Origin of the sequence: Chitinophaga niastensis, assembly GCF_003014755.1 — a bacterium.
GTDB lineage: Bacteria > Bacteroidota > Bacteroidia > Chitinophagales > Chitinophagaceae > Chitinophaga > Chitinophaga niastensis.
Genome location: NZ_PYAW01000002.1, coordinates 1,121,131 through 1,140,852 on the forward strand (window position 1 = coordinate 1,121,131; position 19,722 = coordinate 1,140,852).

Here is a 19,722-nt window from a genome sequence, read left to right on the forward strand (position 1 = left end):
TGTCATTTGCCGGTTAAGAAAACAAAAAAAAACTACAATGAAGAAATTTGTATTAACAGGAATGTTGTTGAGTGGCGTTATTTTCAGCGGCATGGCGCAAACGAGGGGTGCCACGGACCCTAAAGCAAAAACAGTACTCGATGGTGTTAGTAATAAATTCAAGTCATTAAAGACAGTAGTAGCTAATTTTATATTAAAGGTAGAAGGCGCAAATAACAGTGTAACGGATTCAAAAAAAGGAGTCGTTTATCTGAAAGGCTCTAAATATAAAGTAACGCTGCCCGGACAGGAAATTATCAGCGATAACAAAACTTCCTGGACATATGCGAAAGATGTGAATGAAGTAACTATCAATAACGTAGATCAAAGTAGCGGCGCTATGACACCCGCCAAACTTTTCACTAATTTCTATGATAAAGATTATCTGTATAAAATGAACGCCGACAGCAACGAAAAAGGCAAAGTTTTACAGAACATCGAACTGACACCTACCGATAAGTCTAAGAATATTTTCAAAGTGATTGTTTCCGTTGATAAGAAGAGCCAGAGCATCGCTAAGATGAAAGTGTTCGAGAAAAATGGTAACCACTACACTTACGAGATCACCACTTTTACACCTAATACTGATCTGAGTGACGCCACCTTTACTTTTGACGCCAAAAAATATCCTGGTGTAGAGGTAGTAGACCTGAGATAAAATAATTACGAATTGCGAATTACGAATTACGGAGTTGTGGGTACATTGGGGTGGATATTTCCACTTTTATCAGCCTGCAACTCCGTAATTCGTAATTCGCAATTCGTAATTATTTATCTACCTTTGGCAAGTTTCAATTAAAATAAAACAATATGGCATACGACGTAATCGTAATTGGTAGTGGGCCCGGCGGATATGTGGCTGCTATTCGTGCTTCTCAGCTGGGATTTAAAACCGCAGTCGTGGAAAGAGAAAGCCTGGGTGGTATCTGTTTGAACTGGGGCTGCATTCCAACCAAAGCTTTATTAAAAACTGCACAGGTATTTGAATATACGCAGCATTCTAAAGATTACGGTATCACTGTAAGTGATGCTAAAGTAGAATTTGATGCAGTGATCAAACGTAGCCGCGGTGTTGCTGATAAAATGAGCAGGGGCGTACAGTTCCTGATGAAAAAGAATAAGATCGATGTATTAATGGGCCATGGTAAAGTAAAAACCAAAGGCCAGGTAGAAGTAACCGATAAAGACGGGAAAGCTACTGTATACGATGCAAAACACATCATTCTGGCTACAGGTGCACGTTCACGTGAATTGCCTAACCTGAAAATTGATGGTAAAAATGTGATCGGTTACCGCGAAGCAATGAACTTGCCGCAGCAGCCTAAATCCATGATCGTAGTTGGTTCCGGTGCAATTGGTGTGGAATTCGCTTACTTCTATGCTACTATCGGCACTAAAGTAACAATCGTTGAATTCCTGCCCCGCATTGTTCCGGTAGAAGATGAAGATATCTCCAAAGAGCTGGAAAAAATATACAAAAAGAAAGGCATCGAAATCATGACCAACGCTTCTGTAGAAGCAGTTGAAGCAACTGGTAATGGTGTTAAAGCTAAAGTGAAAACACAAACCGGCGAAATCACCCTGGAAGCAGACGTGGTACTGAGCGCGGTAGGTATTGCAGCTAATATCGAAAATATCGGTCTGGAAGGAATGGGTATTAAAACCGATAAAGGCCGCGTACTGGTGGATAAATACTATCAAACCAACATCCCGGGCGTTTACGCTATCGGCGACATGGTTCCTGGTCAGGCCCTGGCGCACGTTGCTTCTAAAGAAGCGATTGTTTGCGTGGAAGCCATCGCATACGGCGAAAAGAAATATGCACACAAACCTGAAACTATCGACTACATGAACATTCCGGGTTGTACTTATTGTGCACCTGAAATCGCTTCTGTAGGTTATACTGAGAAAGCTGCTAAAGAAGCTGGTTACGAAGTGAAAGTGGGTAAATTCCCATTCTCTGCTTCCGGTAAGGCTTCTGCTGCCGGTGCTCCTGAAGGCTTCGTAAAAGTGATCTTTGACGCTAAATACGGCGAATGGTTAGGTACCCATATGATTGGTGCTAACGTAACTGAGATCATCGCAGAAACAGTAGTAGCGCGTAAACTGGAAACTACTTACCAGGAAGTGCTGGATTCTATCCACCCGCATCCAACTATGAGCGAAGCTGTAAAAGACGCCATAGAAGTAGCTTACGGCGAAGCAATTCACCTGTAATAACATTTTATTGTAAATACGGCAACAGCCGTTCTGATGTACATCAGAACGGCTGTTTGTTTTATAGCTGTTGAATAACCTGTTATTGCTGTTTTACAAACTGTTTAGAGTAGATCCGTGTTCCTTCCAGGTAAATACTGCAATTGTATATCCCATTAGCCAATTGCTGCAGTGATACTACCTCCTGCATATCTTCCAGGGCGCGCTGCAATACAATACGTCCGTTCATATCCGTTATCAGCATTTTCCTGCTGCGAATTTGCGTATCTAAAATGGTCAGCTGCGTGCTCACCGGGTTAGGGAATAGCAGTATATGGTTATTGAATAATATTTGTACAGATACCGGATCTGAATAAATATTTATACCATCTATTGTTTCGAGGCGTACGCGGTAATAAACGATGCCTTCCCAGGGGCTATTATCGAGGTAATTAAAATGCATCGCATCACCTACCGGCTGTGTGGAGAGCGTTGCCCAGTTTTTTCCGGAAATCCGCTCCCAATAAACGTTTTTGAGATGATAGGTACTCCCCAGAGAGAGCGATAACAATACTTTGTTATCCGTTGTTTTATCTGCCAGCAAATTCTGAATATAACAACCTACGCCTTGCAGGGTATAATTCACGGCATAGCTGCGGGCGCCTGTCCAGCCGGCAGCAGCAACAGGACTCACCGCAAAGTACAACGAGGCCACCTGCGCTTTAGGAACAAAAAGAAAGGTATCACGGGGCTGACTATACGGAATTAAGGTGCTGTTGCCCAGTGTATAAACCTGGTAGGCTGCTGCGCCGGGCTGTGCATTCCAGTAAAGAAGGGCAGTATCGTTACAGTTAAAACCAGTATGTATAGTGAGCATCGGGGAAATGTAACAGGGTGCGCTCACAAACGAAGTATCCGTTAACGTTAGTTTTAATAATATTTTATGGAAGATGTCTGGTACCGGCCAGTTGTACATGCTTTGCGCTATCGCTATATTTTGTGCAACAGGTAACCATGTACTGCCACTGTCCAGGCTATACGAAAGGTCACCGTTACCACTATACGAAGTTTGCCATTGCAGCGGCGTATTCTGCGAAGCATTCAGGATACTGCCTGCTACAGGGTTTTGCCACTGGAAAGTTTGCAGCGGGGTGAATTCATACGCCAGGTAAAAGGATTGGGCCTGCGTTGACAGGCGTGTTCCGCGGATACTGATGTGCAGTTTCCCGGCGATGGGGTGATCTATGCTGATCTGCTCTATGTTATTAAGGCTATCCACACCGCGCCGTGCGATCATTTTAAGAGAGTCTGCTGCCGGGTAGCTGCTGAGCACCCAGGGCAGGTACTGTTTATTGTCGCTGGTAGTTACCACCATGTCCAGGTCATTTACCAGTGCGGAAGGGGCGTTTACAGCCGCTGCCGGGTCGTTCCAGCACAGGGTTACTTTTACCTGCTGCATACCTGCGGGTATGGTAATGTCGAAGGCGGCAGGCGTAGCGGGACTAACAACACCGCTGCGGTAGCGACTTTCCTGCATAGTTTGCAAAGCACCCAGTGCATGCAAACTGCCAAAGCCATGATCATAGCCTGGGAGTACGCCGCGGGGGAGTGAAGCACTGTTAATGATAATGGCTTTGATGAGGGCCGAAGATGCAGGGGTGTTAAACCGTTGCCGCCAGGCGTCCTGCAACAGGGCTGCTACGCCGGAAGTAAGCGCGGCCGCACCGGAGGTTCCATCTTGCCCGTAGACTACTATTTCAGGCTTTATACGGCCATCATAAGCGGGGCCTTTGGAACTCAGTGCCATCACCTGAGCTGCGCCATCGGTGCCCCCTGTAACAATTATATTTTTTGCCTGCTTAAAATTACCGGATAGGTTTGCATAACCACCGATCCCCTGATAGCGGCCACTGGTTGATGTTTGCGTGCCAATATTGCCGGAAGAAAACACATGCAGGATGGTGTCTGCTTCCAAAACATGCTGATCATAAGCAGCTGCTTCTGCACCATAGTAATTCTCAATACCGGTGCCGTAAGAATGATTTTGTACCGTGATAGCATACTGCCTGTAATAGGCATTGTCATCCGGGAACAGGCTAACATTATAATCCGCTGAACTGAATAATACTTCCGGTGCCACACCCAGGCCGTTACTTCCGCTGTTACCGGCGCCACCTATCAATGTAGCCATTATAGTAGCATGCGAACTATTGATGGAAGAAACTCCCGGTGACGGAACATACCTGCCTTTGAGGTCAATATCAGTGGTGTCAAATAAATCTTCCTTAACGGAAACGGTGATGTTTTTTCCACGTATCGCAGGAAATTGTTGTTGTGCTATATTGATACGATTAACAAAAGGATTGATGGTGTTAATAATAATTTCGGGAGAAGGATGTCGCAAAACGTCTGCAATGCGTATGGCTGGTTGATTGATAAAAGCAGTCCAGTCCTGTTTTTTAATGCGTACTACTGCGGCAGCATAGTGAGGCAGCGTAGTTACTATGTTTGCATAGGCAAGTGGTTGTAACAGATCGCCATAAGATACTTGCATAGTAATACTATCGCTGTCGGATAATTTTTCCAGTTGTTGTAGTAACAGCGTAGTTGCTTTCCAGTTAGTATTAGCTGTATAACAGTATACTATTTTTTTCAGAGAAATGCTATCTGTAGGTAACTGCCGTAATATATAATGGTGACTGGTTAGCGCCTTTATTAACCCCCATTCACGCAATGATTTTTCAGTAGGTGCATTGGTGAATTTTATCAACAATGGAGCTGTGGAATGTGTACGTGAAAAAGTATCTGTTGCATATCTCAGTAGAAGAGAATCGGTATAGATTTTTTTTTGTGCAGCCGTTTCGTTGCGGCAGAGTAGCAGCAAAAGTAATAGGGGCCAAATTTTTAAGATGTTTTGCTTCATGTAGGAATGCGGCACAGATAAATGATATTGGGTTTACGATGCTACTTAAAGCTACAGCAATTAATTTTTCAGCGCAATTTTTATATGAATTAAAACAAAATATTTTTTTTAAGTAAAACGAAAGTTGTAATATTGAAAAGAGAAAATCTGAATTGTAGAAGTCAACAAAGTCTGAGCAACGATACGAAAAGCCATTTTACTATTTATTAATCTGAAGAGCAAGTCTGAGTCACCGGAAACTACCGGTATTACTGAATCATAGCCAATCCATTAGAATTTTATGTAATGCTGTAACAAGCATTCGAGCTGTTGTATGTCTTCAAAAACGAGAGCACAGATTTACTGTTGTTTTTGGGCAGAAAAGCATTAGCTGAAGCTATTGTATTTATAATATTATCATTATAAATCAATGCTTGCATTAACTATTGTTAACAGTTGCTTGTTCGCAGGAACAAGCGATAGGGATACCTTTTTCTTAAACCAAAAAACCAAAATCTGAATTATGAAAAAACAAGTATTAAGCGTCATTTGCTGCCTGGCAGTCGCTTTTATGTTCGCTTCCTGTAGTAATAAGAGCGACGAACAAAAAGCAGTTACCCCAGATCCCATTTCAGCAGACGTGTTAGCTCAAATCAAAGCTAATGGCTTCATTACCGATAATGTTGTGAAAACAGAAGATGGTTACCTGGTAGAAGGTGATATTCTGCTTACTGCTGATCAGTTGAAAGAAAAAGTTAGCAGCCCTACTCTTCGCATTGCAAACGATGAACAGTACCGTACCAATTACCTGGTAACTGCTTTACCCCGTGTTATTACAATTAAAGTTACCAACCTGGGATCTGCTTTTATTGCAGGTGCGGATACGGCTATTGCCCGTTATAACAGACTGGGACTGCGTATTACATTCAAACGTATTACCAGTGGTACTCCTAACATTACTATCAAGGGCTTCAACCAGGGACCAAGCGGTGGTTACATCACTTTGGGCTCTTCCGGTTTCCCTACCAGTAGCGGAAATCCTTACAGCACAGTTAAAATGAATACCAACCCGGCAGCGTATGGTAGCAACCCCAACGTGTTGTATGTAGGATCTGTTATCCAGCATGAAGTTGGTCACTGTATTGGTATGCGTCATACAGATTATATGAACCGCGCCTATAGCTGCGGCGGTAGCGCTATAAACGAAGGCAATGGCGGTGTAGGTGCCGTATGGATTCCAGGTACTCCTACCGGTCCTGATGCGAACTCCTGGATGCTGGCCTGCTCCAATGGTGGCAACCGTACCTTTAATGCCAATGATATCATTGCTTTAAAATACCTCTATCATTAAACCCTAAAGAAAACATAGCATGTTGAACTGAATGCAGCAGGTTGCTACTTGGTCAGCGTAAATCTATCTGTCTGATATATCAATTGCTGTATTTCAGTTCATCATCTTACTTCTTCCGGATACATTATTCTATGCAGATATATCGTCTGTTCACCTTCTGTTGCGGTAAGCTACACCGCGATACAGCCATTCTTTACTCTAAACTCAAACAAAAAACCCAAACAAAAAATCCAAACCGATGAGAAAACAAACCCTTAGCGTCCTCTGTTGCCTGGCGGTCGCTTTCACAATTGCTTCCTGTCAGAAAAACAATGCACCAAAGGAAGCACAACCAAATCCTATTGCAGCAGATGTGTTAGCCCAAATCAAAGCCAATGGCTTTAGTACACAGAATGTTGTGAAAACAGACGAAGGTTACCTCGTGGAAGGTGACATCCTGCTCACAGCAGATCAGCTGAAAGCAGGAAAAGTTAAAAGCCCTGTTCTTCGTATCGCAAAAACAGAACAGTACAGTACCAATTATGTGGTAACCGCTTTACCCCGTGTGATCACAATAAAAGTAGTCAATCTGGGAACTGCGTTCATCAATGGAGCAGACCTCGCTATCCAGCGTTATAACGCCCTTGGATTGCGGGTAACTTTCCAGCGTATTACAAGCGGTACCCCAAACATCACTATCAAAGGGTTCAATCAGGGACCTAGTGGTGGTTACATTACCCTGGGTTCTTCCGGCTTCCCTACCAGCAGCGGAAACCCTTACAGCACAGTTAAAATGAATACCAATGCTGCAGCTTATGGCAGTAATCCTGACGTGTTGTATGTAGGCTCTGTTATCCAACATGAAATTGGTCACTGTATCGGTATGCGTCATACTGATTACATGGATCGTTCTTACAGTTGCGGTGGCAGTGCTATTGATGAAGGCAGTGGCGGTGTTGGTGCAGTATGGATTCCTGGTACTCCCAGCGGTCCTGATGCTGACTCCTGGATGCTGGCCTGCTCCAATGGTGGCGACCGTACCTTTAATGCCAATGATATCATTGCTTTGAATTACCTCTACCAGTAAGCAGTAAAAGAAATTAGCATGATGGACTGAATGCAGCGGTTTGTTTATATTAAGCTGAGCAAATCTGTCGTATATAGCAATCGCTGTATTTCAGTTTATCATATTGCTGTTTGTAATCCCCCATTTAATCTCCATCAGCTATACCTGTAATTGTAAGAAAATGGTATAAGCTCCGTTATCTTCATTAATACGCAGCTCATATTTGTCGGGATATAAATGATCAAGCCGTTGCCGTGTATTGGTAATGCCAATACCGGTGTGGGTGGTATCGGGTGGGAAATGAAACAGCTTATTGCTGCAAAAAAAATCGATATGATCTTCCAGTGTATCCAGCTGAATAATAATATCCGATGGCTCATGATTGCTTACCCCGTATTTAAAGGCATTTTCCAGGAAAGGCAATAGCACCAATGGTGCAATACATTTGATGCCAGGGTTGCCGGTAACAGAAAACCTCACTTTTGTTTTAGTGGTCAGCCTTAATTTTTGCAGATCAATATAATCACGCAAACAATCAATTTCACTGTCCAGCAGCACATAATCATCTCTTGTATCCTCTGTTACATAGCGCAGTATATTAGATAACTTCATGATGCTGGCAGCTGTATATTCATGGCGGGTCATAGCCAGCGAATAAATATTATTGAGGGTATTAAACAGGAAATGCGGATTGATCTGTGCTTTTAAAAACGATAATTCCGCCTGCGTTTTACGGGTTTCTGCGTATAGCGCTCTTTTCTCCGTTTGCCGCCACCGGTGTGTAGTTTCAATGGCTATGCTCAATGCAATAGTCAGTAAAAAGAGGAATATGCTTACAATATCTATCCGTACAGACTGGCCTCCCGAAGGCTGCATACCATTCGGGCCTCCGGGGCCTGGAGCCATATGAGGATGCCACCTGCTGTCGGGCAGATGATGTGATAATCGTGTAAACAGATGGTCAAATGGTCGCATATAATTGACCATCAATAGTAACAGGAAAACAGACAGGAAATACAACACATACTGTTTCCGGAAATATAATTGAGGGAAAAGAAAATTAGTATGAAAATAAAAGAGTGATACGTAGGTAACCAGGAATACCAGGTAATCTACTGATAACAGAATAGCGATGGCCTTGTGGTCGCCGGTTTGCCCACTGATAAATAACAGCGGTAAACTCAGGCATATAAGCCACCCCGTGATATGAGCTATGACTACCGAAGATTTGAAGCGGAACATGCAAGACAGATATAGTTATGAAATTCAGGCAATCCAACCGAATAAACACCGGCATCTCTGTAAACAGCTCGTTTATGTCGATGAATGATCAGAAACACCGGCTTATCTTTCCCTGCCTCCTGTAATTGTAGTAAATTGCTGGTTTTATAAAAAGAATATCAGATATGTTGCAACGAATCGTGAAGCCACTGCTGCTGCTAGTACTCATTGTGCAGACAGGGCGCACCTATGCTACGGAAGGAATGTGGCTACCCCAGCTACTCTCCACTCTTAATGAGAAAGAGATGAAAGGAATGGGCATGAAAATTAATGCCTCGGATATTTATAATATCAACAAAGGCAGCCTGAAAGATGCGATTGTGAGCTTCGGCGGCTTTTGTACTGCGGAGGTGATCTCTAACCAGGGGCTGCTCCTCACTAACCATCACTGCGGTTATGATGCAATCCAGAAACATTCCACCCTGCAGAATAATTTCCTGGAGAATGGCTTCTGGGCAAAATCGGCAGTGGAAGAACTGCCTAACCCCGGTCTTACCGCCACTTTCATCGTGCGTATAGATGATGTTACCAAATCTGCCCTGCAGGATGTGAAAGGGGGAATGAGTGAAAAAGAGCGGCAGTCGGCTATAGATAAGCGTTTGAACGAAATTAAACAGACAGTCCGCAAAGAAAGCTGGCAGGATGTAATGGTAAAGCCATTTTTTGAAGGCAACCAGTATTTCCTGTTTGTGACGGAAACATATAAAGATGTACGTTTGGTAGGAGCGCCACCTTCTTCTATCGGTAAGTTCGGCTCTGATACGGATAACTGGGTTTGGCCGCGTCATACAGGCGATTTCTCCATGTTTCGCATCTACGCCGGTAAAGATGGTCGCCCGGCACCTTACTCGGGCGATAATGTGCCTTTAAAGCCTAAATATGCGTTGCCTATCTCCATGAAAGGAGTGAAGCAGAATGATTTTACGATGGTACTGGGTTTTCCGGGCCGTACTAATGAATACCTGCCCTCGGAAGGTGTAAAACAAACCGTGGAAGTATTGGATGCTGCCAAAGTGGAAATGCGTGATGCTGCCCTGAAAATCATGGATGGTTACATGCGCAAAGACGCACAGATCAAAATTCAATATGCTGCTAAATATGCAGGTACCGCCAATTACTGGAAAAAGTGGATGGGTGAGATGCAGGGAGTTAAACAAACCAATGGCATCGGTAAAAAGCAGCAATATGAAGCGGAATACAAGCAGCTGTTGCAAGCCAATCCGGTTTGGAAACAACAATATGCCGGCACACTGGATTCCTTAAATGGCTACTACCGCCAGATACAGCCTTATGCACAAGCCCGCGACTACTACAGTGAGCTCGTGAAAAACGTAGAGCTATTCACTGCAAGCGACCGCCTGATCAGCTTCCTCAACGATGTACACGAAAGAGGAGAAGGCCAGTTTGAAACACTGCGCCAGCAATTCCTTGAATCAATGCAGCCGTTTTATCAGAACTATAATGCTAAAGTGGATCACGATATTTGCATAAGCCTGATGGATATCTACGCGAAAGGTGTACCTAAACAATATGCCGGTAATGAATACCAGCAGATCTGGATAGAAAACAATAAGGACGGCCGTACACTGGCTGATCAACTGTATGCATCATCCGGTCTGACATCTATGGATAAACTGAAATCTTTTATACAACAGCCTTATAATACTGTGGTAGCGCAGATGTGGAAAGATCCTGCTACCCACCTGGTAATGGCTATGCGCAAAGGTTTTGTAGAAAATGTAAGCAAACCCCTCAGCGATATACAATCCAGCATCAATAACCTGCAACGTACTTACATGCAGGCGCAGATGGACGTAATGGCAGGCAAAAAACGCTTCTATCCTGATGCCAACAGTACCCTGCGTGTAACGTATGGCAAGGTAGATGGCTACAATCCGCGGGATGCCATTCATTACGACTTCTACACCTACCTCGACGGGGTAATGGAAAAATATATTCCGGGTGATTATGAATTTGATGTACCGGCCAAACTGATTGAACTCTATAAGAAAAAGGACTACGGCCGCTATGGTGTAAATGGCAAAATGCCTGTATGCTTCATTGGTTCCAATCATAGTACCGGCGGTAATTCCGGCAGTCCTGCACTGGATGCTTATGGCCATTTGGTGGGCCTTAACTTTGACCGTACCTGGGAAGGTACTATGAGTGATATCAATTATGATCCTTCTATCTGCCGTAATATTATGGTAGACATCAGATACGTATTATTTATTGTAGATAAATATGCAGGATGTACGAGATTGATTGATGAAATGAAATTGGTGAATTAAGCGATTAGCTTTTAGTAGTTAGCTTTTAGATAAATGCAGCGGAGATGATGTTATGTGCATCATCTCCGCTGCATTTATCTAAAAGCTAATCGCTAACAACTAAAAGCTATCCGATGATATACTTGCTCATCGGCAAATACGACAGCGCTTTCACAATAATATACGACAATACAAAGGATACCACCGCCACCAAAGGAATTTTAAGCCCCGTAGAAATAGCCAGGGTATTGATCGCAGGGTGCACCAGGCTTTTCACGATCATAGCATGCACCAGGAAGATCCCGAAACTCAGCACTGATACATCTGCCACCACTTTCTGCATAGTATTACTTTTTATGGTCGCAGGCTGAAATAGCAAAAACATACCCACAGTCATCAATACTACATTGATAGTAAGATAACCCCAGCATAATTCCTGCGGCACACCATGTACCCTGGTGGTATAATTAAATCCGTAAAAAGTAGTCAGGAATCCTACTGAAAATAAAACCGCACACAACACGATACGTTGTACGCCGGAGAGTTTTGGTGGATACTGCTGGAGGTAATTACCGAGTAGCAGATATCCGGTAAAACCGGTGAAGTAGTAGAATGTACCAATCGGGTTCCAGTCGCACTCACCGAGGATTTGCGGAAAATAAGTTTTTACATAGGGAAGAAATAAAGTAATGCCCCATATCAGCAGAAAATATTCTTTCATTTTACGGGAAGCTGTTTGCACCCAGGGCGAAAAAATGGGAATGTACAGATAGAGGCCTATCAGCATGTAAATGTACCAGAAATGTTCATTCTTGCTGTTGAAATTCAGCGGAATGTGTGTGAAATTATGCCACATATCCGCTACGCCAAATTCACCGAACAGATAAGGCAATACTGCGTATAATACAGACCAGATCAGGAACGGGATGAGTATGCGGGAAAATCTTTTTGTAAGAAATACGCGGGGTGTATCTCTCATTGGCAGCAGCAAACAGCCGGAGAGCATCACAAATAATGGTACGCAGGGTCGTACCAGCGAGCCGTAAAAGGAACTCCAGAAAGCATCCTCCGGGATGTTCAGGTTACCAATAAAAGCATCGCAGCAATGGGCTATTACTACCATGAAGCAGGCAGTAATACGGACAATATCCATCCAGTAAATATGGTGGGAGAGTGGTTTCATTGTTCGTGGATTTTTTTCACGCAAAGGTGCAAAGCAGCAAAGGCGCAAAGAATGGTTTAATGATATTTGATTAAAGTATTTCTTTGCGCCTTTGCGTGAAAAAACTATATTTTACATTCGTACACAATAGAACTGCAGCGGTCTACCTGTTTCAATCCTTTGCGATAGGAGCGGAAGCCATGGAAGAAACCTGCCAACAGCCGGCTTTTACCGGTTTTATACTTTTCACTGAGCAGGCTTACGTAGAAGCCATCAAACACCATAGGGTGTTTTTTTATCAGCCTGATATGGTGTTGAGATAATAATTTTTCCATAGATGCCGGCGAGAAATGGTAGAGATGACGGGGCACATCATAAGCGGCCCAGTATTCACCATAGTGTGCTGCATCGGAAGAAGTATAGTTAGGAACCGCTATAAGCAGGGATCCGCCGGGTTTCAGCAAAATACGGATATGATCCAGGTATCTGTGCAGGTCGTGCACATGTTCCAGTACATGCCACATGGTAACTGCATCATATTGTTGTGGTGGCAGTGAATACAGCTGCTCAATCGGCAGTGCATCTATATTGTAAATATCCTTTGCATTACGACGTGCATTTTCGTCTGGTTCCAGGCCGGTAACAGTCCAGCCACCGGTTTGCATATAGTGAAGGAAGGCACCGGTGCCACTACCAATATCCAGTAATGCACCCTGTTTAATACCAGCAGCATTACGCACCCAGTTTTGTTTGGAGCGCAGCGTGATCTTTCTAACACTGTGGTATAAGCGGTTGATCAGCCCTTTTTTAGTTTCGGAATGGGAAATATATTCCTGCGACTGATAGTAGCGGCCAATTTGCTCATTGTCCGGCACATCTTGTGTAAAACGGCCTTCGCAGCCACCGCAATGGAATATGGCGAATGGTTTTTTTGATACAGTATAGTCTTTCGCAGTGAGTGCTTCATGTATTTGCGATGAACCACAAAGCGGACAGTTGTTGTAGTGAATTAAACTCATTTGAATGTTGAATACGCTTAGAATTATTTATACTCTCCCCATACATCTCTTAATGCATCGGCTATTTCACCCAGTGTACACAGATGCTCCACCGCTTCCACTACCAATGGCATAAGGTTTTCGGTGGTGCCGGCAGCTGTTGTAATGCGCTGCAGGATAGCCTGTACGGCCACATTGTCGCGACGTTCGCGCAGTGATTGCAGTCGATCTGATTGTATTTTACGGATACTGTCATCAATACGAAAAACCTCCGGAGCAGCCTGCTGCGCGGAAGTAAATTTGTTCACTCCTATGATGATCTTCTCATTATTTTCTATCTCTTGCTGGTATTTATAAGCACTGCGGGCAATTTCATCCTGTACAAAACCTTGTTCAATGGCGCTTACTGCGCCACCCATGGCATCAATTTTATGAATCAGCTCCCAGGCTTTGTTTTCTACTTCGTTGGTGAGGGCTTCTACATAAAAGGAGCCTGCCAGCGGATCTACTGTATCAGCAATACCACTTTCATAGCCTACTATCTGTTGTGTGCGCAGTGCAATACGGGCTGCTTCTTCGGTTGGTAATGATAAAGCTTCGTCGTAGCCGTTGGTATGCAGGGATTGCGTGCCGCCTAAAGTGGCCGCCATGGTTTGAATGGCTACGCGTACAATATTGTTCTGTGGCTGCTGTGCTGTTAATGTGCTGCCTCCTGTTTGTGTATGAAAGCGCAGCATCTGTGCTTTTGGGTCTGTTGCGCCCAGCTCTTTCGTAATACTGGCCCACATGCGTCTGGCAGCACGGAATTTGGCTACTTCTTCAAACAGGTGATTATGAGCATTGAAAAAGAAGGAAAGTCGTTTTGCAAATACATTGATGTCCAATTCTTTTTCCAGGGCTGCTTTCAGATATGCTTTCCCGTTAGCCAGGGTGAAGGCGAGCTCCTGTACTGCATTGGCGCCTGCTTCGCGTATATGGTAGCCGGAAATGGAGATGGTATTCCACTTGGGTACTTCCTTACTGCAGTATGCAAAAATATCTGTGATGAGGCGCATGGAAGGTTTCGGCGGATATATGAAAGTGCCTCTGGCGGCATATTCTTTCAGGATATCATTTTGTATGGTGCCGGAAATCTTTTTCAGATCTGCGCCCTGCCTTTTGGCGAGTGCAATGTAAAATGCCAGCAGTATGAATCCTGTGGCGTTGATAGTCATAGAGGTAGAGATCTTTTCCAGGGAAATATCTTTGAACAATATTTCCATATCTTCCAATGAATCAATAGCCACCCCTACTTTACCTACTTCACCTTCAGACATAGGGTGATCGGAATCGTAACCAATTTGCGTTGGCAGGTCAAATGCAACGCTGAGGCCCATTACGCCCTGACTCAGCAGGTAGTGGTATCGTTTATTGGATTCTTCTGCCGTGCTGAAACCCGCATACTGCCGCATCGTCCACAGTTTATCGCGGTACATAGTGGCGTGTATACCCCTTGTGAAGGGAAAGGTACCGGGTTGTTCTTCCATAGCCACTGGCTGGGTGTACAGCGGAGCTATAGTGATGCCCGAATCGGTTTGAATAATCTTTTCCATGTTGTCTAAAACTAGCGTTGCAATGTTACATAATTATTACGGTACTTCGCCGCAGAGAAAAATATTGATATTTTGTGTTAAAGTTTGACAGGCTATTATGATCATTTATTCCCTATTAGGCATTACACTGGCATTGGCAGTATATAGTTTATATCTCGTGTGGAAAGCCGGGAGCAGGCCGTTGACGGCTACCTTTACCTGGTTGCTGATGGGGCTCTCACTGGGTGTATTCGACTATTTATATGGTACGTGGGTATATCTTTCCATTTATTCCAAATACATTTTTGGTGGACTGCTGGTATTATTTATTGCCGGCTACTTTTTCCGTAAACATAATAAAGTAGCGGCGCCCACCCCAAAATGGAAGCGCGTCAGTAATGGTATAATGACTACTTTTTTTGTATTGGCTACTGCGCTATATTTTGAGGGCACCACTGGTAAACCCCATACAGTGGAGCTTTCTTTTCCCTTTAAATCAGGTAAATACTTTGTATTACAGGGAGGTAAAGGACTTCCTACCAATTTATTTCATTTTAGTTTGCGTGGTGCCGTTTACGCCATGGATATTGTAAAACTCAATAGCTGGGGAGGTCGTGCTAATACCGTGTTTTCACGTAAGCTCGATGATTATGCGATCTTCAATGATACCGTGTATGCACCCTGCGATGGCTTGGTGAAAAGGGCTTACAGCAATAACCCGGATAACATTCCGCCGGCTATGGACCGCGGACCTAAGAATACCAACCAGGTACTGTTGGAAACTGCCAACTATTATGTGTTTATGGGACACCTGAAACAGGGTAGCGTGGTGGTACATGAAGGCCAGTACGTAAAAAAGGGAGATGCCCTTGGCTGTGTAGGCAATTCCGGCTTCAGTACAGAACCACACCTGCACATGCAGGCACACGTAAAACAAGCCGGCATTCCCTGGTATCAGGGAACGCCGCTGTATATGTTGTTTAACGGTAAAGGTTATCTGTTAAATGAAGTCATTAATGCCCGGTAATTATCTCATCAGCCTTTTTGCTTCTGCATTGATAATCTGAGCGGTCAGCTCGGCAGGAGATTCGCCGGCCTGCATAAATACTTCGAGAATTTGTTTATTCAGCTCCATTGCCGGTGCATCCGGTGGCAATTGTATCGCTACCTGGTTGATCACGGAAATGGTTTGCTCTTTCAATGTTTTTACTGCTTCCCAGGTAGTGGCAGATACATAGATCTGCTGCGTTACATTATGCTCATATTCCGCTTTGATATTTTGTACCATCGATATCTGCATATCCACAGCAGAAAATCCTGGCTGATAGATACGCCCGATCAGGCTTTGCGGTGTAATACGATCTGTATACAAAGCCATTCGCTCATATGCCTGTAACTGTAACGGAAGGATAGCAGCATTCACAGGTGCGGGCTTTTCCTCATCAGGCATGGCTTTCGCCTTAGGCTTCTTAAAAAGATCTTTAATTGTTGGATACACAATTGCTATTGCGCCCACCGCAAGAGCAATATACAAGAGGTTCTGCATATTCACATCCATCTTATTCTAAAGGTTTTATGCGCACAAATATATAATAATATTTTATATGTAGGTTACGCAAGTTTCCCTAACCAGGTCCGCAATCTTTCCACACCTTTTTCCAGTTTGTCCATACTTACCGCATAAGATAAACGGATACAGTTTGGCTGCTCGAAAGCAACGCCTGTAACAGCGGATACATTAGCTTTATGAAGGAGATACATACAAAGATCATCTGCATCTTTGATATGAGAATCTTCAAATGATTTGTTGAAGAAAGCACTTACGTCCGGGAACATATAAAAAGCACCTTCGGGATCATTTACTTTCAAGCCTGGAATGGTTTTCAGGGCTTCGTGTATATAAGCACGGCGTTTTTTAAACTCAGCTACCATGGCTACGGCAGTAGTTAATTCGCCTGTGAGGGCGGTAATGGCAGCACGTTGCGTGATAGAGCAGGTGGCAGAAGTAAACTGACTTTGAATTTTATCACATGCTTTAGCTACATCCAGTGGTGCGGCGAGGTAGCCCAGGCGCCAGCCGGTCATAGCAAAGCCTTTACTCAAACCGTTAATGATGATGGTGCGGTTTATCAGATCGCCAAACTGTGCGATGCTTTCATGTTTTCCTTCGTAATTGATATACTCATATATCTCATCAGAAATAATGAAGATCTGCGGATGTTTTGAAAATACCGCAGCGAGGCCTTCCAGCTCTGTTTTGGAATATACAGAACCGGTAGGGTTGCAGGGAGATGAAAACATAAACAGCCTGGTTTTGGGCGTAATAGCCGCTTCCAGTTGTGCTGGTGTGATCTTGTAATTATTTTCAATGCTGCAGGGAACAAATACAACTACACCCTGGCAAAGTCTTACCTGTTCTGAATAAGTTACCCAGTAAGGCGTAGGGATGATCACTTCATCACCCGGATCAACAATGCTCAGTACTGCATTGGCCAAACTCTGTTTGGCACCGGTAGATACTACAATTTGTTCCGGCGTATAGTCAAGACCGTTATCTCTTTTTAATTTGTGTACTACTGCCTGTCTTACATCCGCATAGCCTGCCACAGGAGTATAGTGTGTGTAGCCTTCGTCAATTGCCTTTTTGGCTGCTTCCCGGATATGTACCGGGGTATCAAAGTCTGGTTCTCCAATACTAAGGTCTACAATGTCTATTCCCTGGGCTTTCAACTCGCGGCCGAGTTTCGCCATTTTAATTGTTTGAGGCTCGGAAATCCGTGTCAGCCTTTCTGCTAGTTGATTCATATCTTAACTATTGACCAGAACAAACCTACAGAAAAAAAGTAGAAAAGAGCGGGAAAGATATATCGTTGCTGCTATACAAACGCAGAACGGACCGGCAATACCGGTCCGTTCTGCGTTTGTATAATTTAATGATTTTAGTTGTAGTAACTGTAAAAAGCATCTACCATTAAGGAGTCGCCTGCAGGGCTGCCTGGTTTGCCAGCCATATAAACAGTATACACATTACCCTGCTGGAAGGAAGTTACTTTCAGCTTATTGTTGCTAACCAGTACAGAATCCTTGCCAGCGCGCTTTATAGTCACCACACCATTCATGTTTAAGCTTGGCAGCGGAGAGAATGAGCTGGAAAACGCAGGCGTGAATATCCTGTTACTGTCAACTTTGGTATTACCGATGAATACATCTACCAGACCGGCTTCTTTGCTGAGATTTAAAAAGCGGAAATAGACTTTATCCTGTGTGTAATTGCTGAGATCACTATAAACAGTAGCTGCTTTTATCGGGTTATCATACAGTAAAAAGGTATAAAATTTAGTAGAATCATATGGATAATCCGGGGTGCTGAGAACGAGACTGTCGGCACCCGCTTTCTTAAATGTAAAGTTATGCGGACCGCCATACACAGAATATCTTGCCTGGAAGTTGAAACCGATAGCACTGTTGCTTGTAACTTTGGTACCGTTGTCATAAAAGTCGAGGCCTATACCGTTGGTAGAGGTGTTCAGAAACCATATGCTGGCCTGTGGTCTTGGCGGAGTGCTGATCGTATCGTTTTTCAAGCAGGAAGAAAATCCGATTACTCCGGTTAACAGGGCTACTACGGCCCATACGCGATTTTTCTTGGTAAGCATTTGCTCTCAGTTTTTAATAGTGTGTTATATGACTGTTTGTGTTTTTATAATTTAGTTTGAAACGGGAAAGGTCCGGTTGATATTTTTTATTACGTTGTTGTTCTGCAGTGTAAATAATCTCTCCCAGTGTTTTGAGAAAGGGTTTGCCGATTTCATCAAATACCTGTTGGTCATCTCCTAAAATCCCATCTTTATTCACAAATATGCTGGCTGATAATAAGAACTCTATATTATTGGCGAAATCCACAATATAAGCTGTATCAGTTAAAAAGCCGTATGCCCATCCCGGTTTGTTGAATATCCGGATATTGGCCGGTATCTGCTGATCACCCATTCCCCCGAAAAGCAACAGCTTTGCATAAGTTTGCGGAAAGTGTGCCGGATCATACAAAGGATCAATAGATTCTTCCGGATATTGCGACATGCAACGATACAAAAACTGGTAATCGTCCTCAGTTAAACGGAAACGTTGTTGTTTTGTTACAGCCTCCGGAAAAATTATACTGCGAAGGATATCATGCAAATGGGTGAGAGGTAGCTTGTTACGATAGGAAAAGTCCATGGGCTTGCGTTCCAGCTGCCCCTGGTGGTTGTAATGTGCCTGTCCTGCAAAATCCTGCCGGGCAGGAAATACCAGGTTACTACGAATTGCCGGCTGCTGGTACAGTAAATGTTTACCCTGTTGCAGCCGTATACCGTTGGTATACTTATTTGCTTCCTCATGTAAGGGAAGCCCTACCCGGTGCCTGATATGGGCCTGCTGATAGCCCATTTCCCACAGCCGTCGGTTAAAATGCTCCTGTCCCACAAATTCATAAAGGCGGTTAAAGGCATCGTTATCGCTGACCAGAAATATTTTTTTAATATAATGCGCCACAGATGGTACTTTGTCTGCCGCCGAATAATCGTGTAATACACCCGGATTAACACCCGGCAGGGGCGCTGTAAACATCGGGGTATTGCGGGTGGCACCGGCAATCTGCAGATCATACAGTTTTTCCAGTGCCAGTATAGCACCCGGGAGTTTTACGGTAGAAGCTGGGTAATAATAGGTGCCTGGCGAAACACCGTAGGAATAATCCGTAAAATGCGGATGCTGGCGTGCGTCCCGGTCAATCCGGGTAAAAATAATCTGTAAACGGTAGGCAGCAGGATCGCTGAAAACGGCGCCTAAACGGCTTTTTTGACCTTTCAGCAAAGCATCCAGGAAATTATCTGTTGCCGGATAATGTTGGGTTTGCATATATTTGT

The 19,722-nt window shown here is 43.9% G+C and carries 15 protein-coding genes; 6 read left to right on the top strand and 9 right to left on the bottom strand.

The window, feature by feature from the left end:
* Positions 1 to 37: 37 nt before the first annotated feature.
* Positions 38 to 697 (top strand): outer membrane lipoprotein periplasmic chaperone LolA1, encoded by a 660-nt coding sequence (gene lolA1 / locus CLV51_RS13140; RefSeq protein ID WP_158267003.1) that lies wholly within the window; start codon positions 38 to 40, stop codon positions 695 to 697.
* 152 nt (positions 698 to 849) lie between these two features.
* Complete coding sequence (lpdA, locus tag CLV51_RS13145) at positions 850 to 2,256, top strand: dihydrolipoyl dehydrogenase (protein ID WP_106528483.1); 1,407 nt, start codon at positions 850 to 852, stop codon at positions 2,254 to 2,256.
* An 82-nt stretch (positions 2,257 to 2,338) separates the two neighbouring features.
* On the opposite strand, the gene CLV51_RS13150 is transcribed toward lpdA, so the two are convergent.
* Positions 2,339 to 5,119 carry a S8 family serine peptidase gene (locus CLV51_RS13150; protein ID WP_158267004.1) on the bottom strand — a complete coding sequence of 927 codons (2,781 nt, stop codon included), beginning with the start codon at positions 5,117 to 5,119 and terminating at the stop codon, positions 2,339 to 2,341.
* A gap of 541 nt (positions 5,120 to 5,660) precedes the next feature.
* On the opposite strand from CLV51_RS13150, the gene CLV51_RS13155 reads away from it, so the two are divergent.
* On the top strand, positions 5,661 to 6,488 hold the full coding sequence (locus CLV51_RS13155) for a M57 family metalloprotease (RefSeq protein WP_106528485.1): 828 nt from the start codon (positions 5,661 to 5,663) through the stop codon (positions 6,486 to 6,488).
* 238 nt (positions 6,489 to 6,726) lie between these two features.
* Positions 6,727 to 7,554, top strand: a complete 828-nt coding sequence (locus CLV51_RS13160) for a M57 family metalloprotease (RefSeq protein ID WP_106528486.1) — start codon at positions 6,727 to 6,729, stop codon at positions 7,552 to 7,554.
* Between the two features lie 138 nt (positions 7,555 to 7,692).
* Here CLV51_RS13160 and CLV51_RS13165 read toward each other — a convergent pair whose 3' ends face one another.
* Positions 7,693 to 8,775: a sensor histidine kinase gene (locus tag CLV51_RS13165; protein WP_106528487.1), complete on the bottom strand. Its 1,083-nt coding sequence runs from the start codon at positions 8,773 to 8,775 to the stop codon at positions 7,693 to 7,695.
* A 164-nt stretch (positions 8,776 to 8,939) separates the two neighbouring features.
* Between CLV51_RS13165 and CLV51_RS13170 the strand changes: the two genes are divergently transcribed.
* Positions 8,940 to 11,105: a S46 family peptidase gene (locus CLV51_RS13170; RefSeq protein ID WP_106528488.1), complete on the top strand. Its 2,166-nt coding sequence runs from the start codon at positions 8,940 to 8,942 to the stop codon at positions 11,103 to 11,105.
* A gap of 106 nt (positions 11,106 to 11,211) precedes the next feature.
* Here CLV51_RS13170 and CLV51_RS13175 read toward each other — a convergent pair whose 3' ends face one another.
* The 3 genes from CLV51_RS13175 to CLV51_RS13185 form a co-directional block, all read right to left on the bottom strand.
* Complete coding sequence (locus tag CLV51_RS13175) at positions 11,212 to 12,267, bottom strand: acyltransferase (protein WP_106528489.1); 1,056 nt, start codon at positions 12,265 to 12,267, stop codon at positions 11,212 to 11,214.
* 104 nt (positions 12,268 to 12,371) lie between these two features.
* Complete coding sequence (locus tag CLV51_RS13180; RefSeq protein WP_106528490.1) at positions 12,372 to 13,265, bottom strand: class I SAM-dependent methyltransferase; 894 nt, start codon at positions 13,263 to 13,265, stop codon at positions 12,372 to 12,374.
* A 23-nt stretch (positions 13,266 to 13,288) separates the two neighbouring features.
* On the bottom strand, positions 13,289 to 14,836 hold the full coding sequence (locus tag CLV51_RS13185) for an acyl-CoA mutase large subunit family protein (RefSeq protein WP_106528491.1): 1,548 nt from the start codon (positions 14,834 to 14,836) through the stop codon (positions 13,289 to 13,291).
* 97 nt (positions 14,837 to 14,933) lie between these two features.
* Between CLV51_RS13185 and CLV51_RS13190 the strand changes: the two genes are divergently transcribed.
* Positions 14,934 to 15,842, top strand: a complete 909-nt coding sequence (locus CLV51_RS13190) for a M23 family metallopeptidase (protein ID WP_106528492.1) — start codon at positions 14,934 to 14,936, stop codon at positions 15,840 to 15,842.
* Here CLV51_RS13190 and CLV51_RS13195 read toward each other — a convergent pair whose 3' ends face one another.
* The 4 genes from CLV51_RS13195 to CLV51_RS13210 form a co-directional block, all read right to left on the bottom strand.
* Entirely contained in the window at positions 15,843 to 16,373 is a 531-nt protein-coding gene (locus CLV51_RS13195; RefSeq protein ID WP_106528493.1) for a DUF7935 family protein, read from the bottom strand. It lies immediately after the preceding gene.
* Positions 16,374 to 16,426: 53 nt separating this feature from the next.
* Positions 16,427 to 17,566, bottom strand: a complete 1,140-nt coding sequence (locus tag CLV51_RS13200) for a pyridoxal phosphate-dependent aminotransferase (RefSeq protein WP_211301988.1) — start codon at positions 17,564 to 17,566, stop codon at positions 16,427 to 16,429.
* 188 nt (positions 17,567 to 17,754) lie between these two features.
* Positions 17,755 to 18,471 (bottom strand): DUF4397 domain-containing protein, encoded by a 717-nt coding sequence (locus CLV51_RS13205; RefSeq protein ID WP_106528495.1) that lies wholly within the window; start codon positions 18,469 to 18,471, stop codon positions 17,755 to 17,757.
* Between the two features lie 13 nt (positions 18,472 to 18,484).
* Complete coding sequence (locus CLV51_RS13210; protein WP_106528496.1) at positions 18,485 to 19,714, bottom strand: serine hydrolase; 1,230 nt, start codon at positions 19,712 to 19,714, stop codon at positions 18,485 to 18,487.
* Positions 19,715 to 19,722 lie beyond the last annotated feature (8 nt).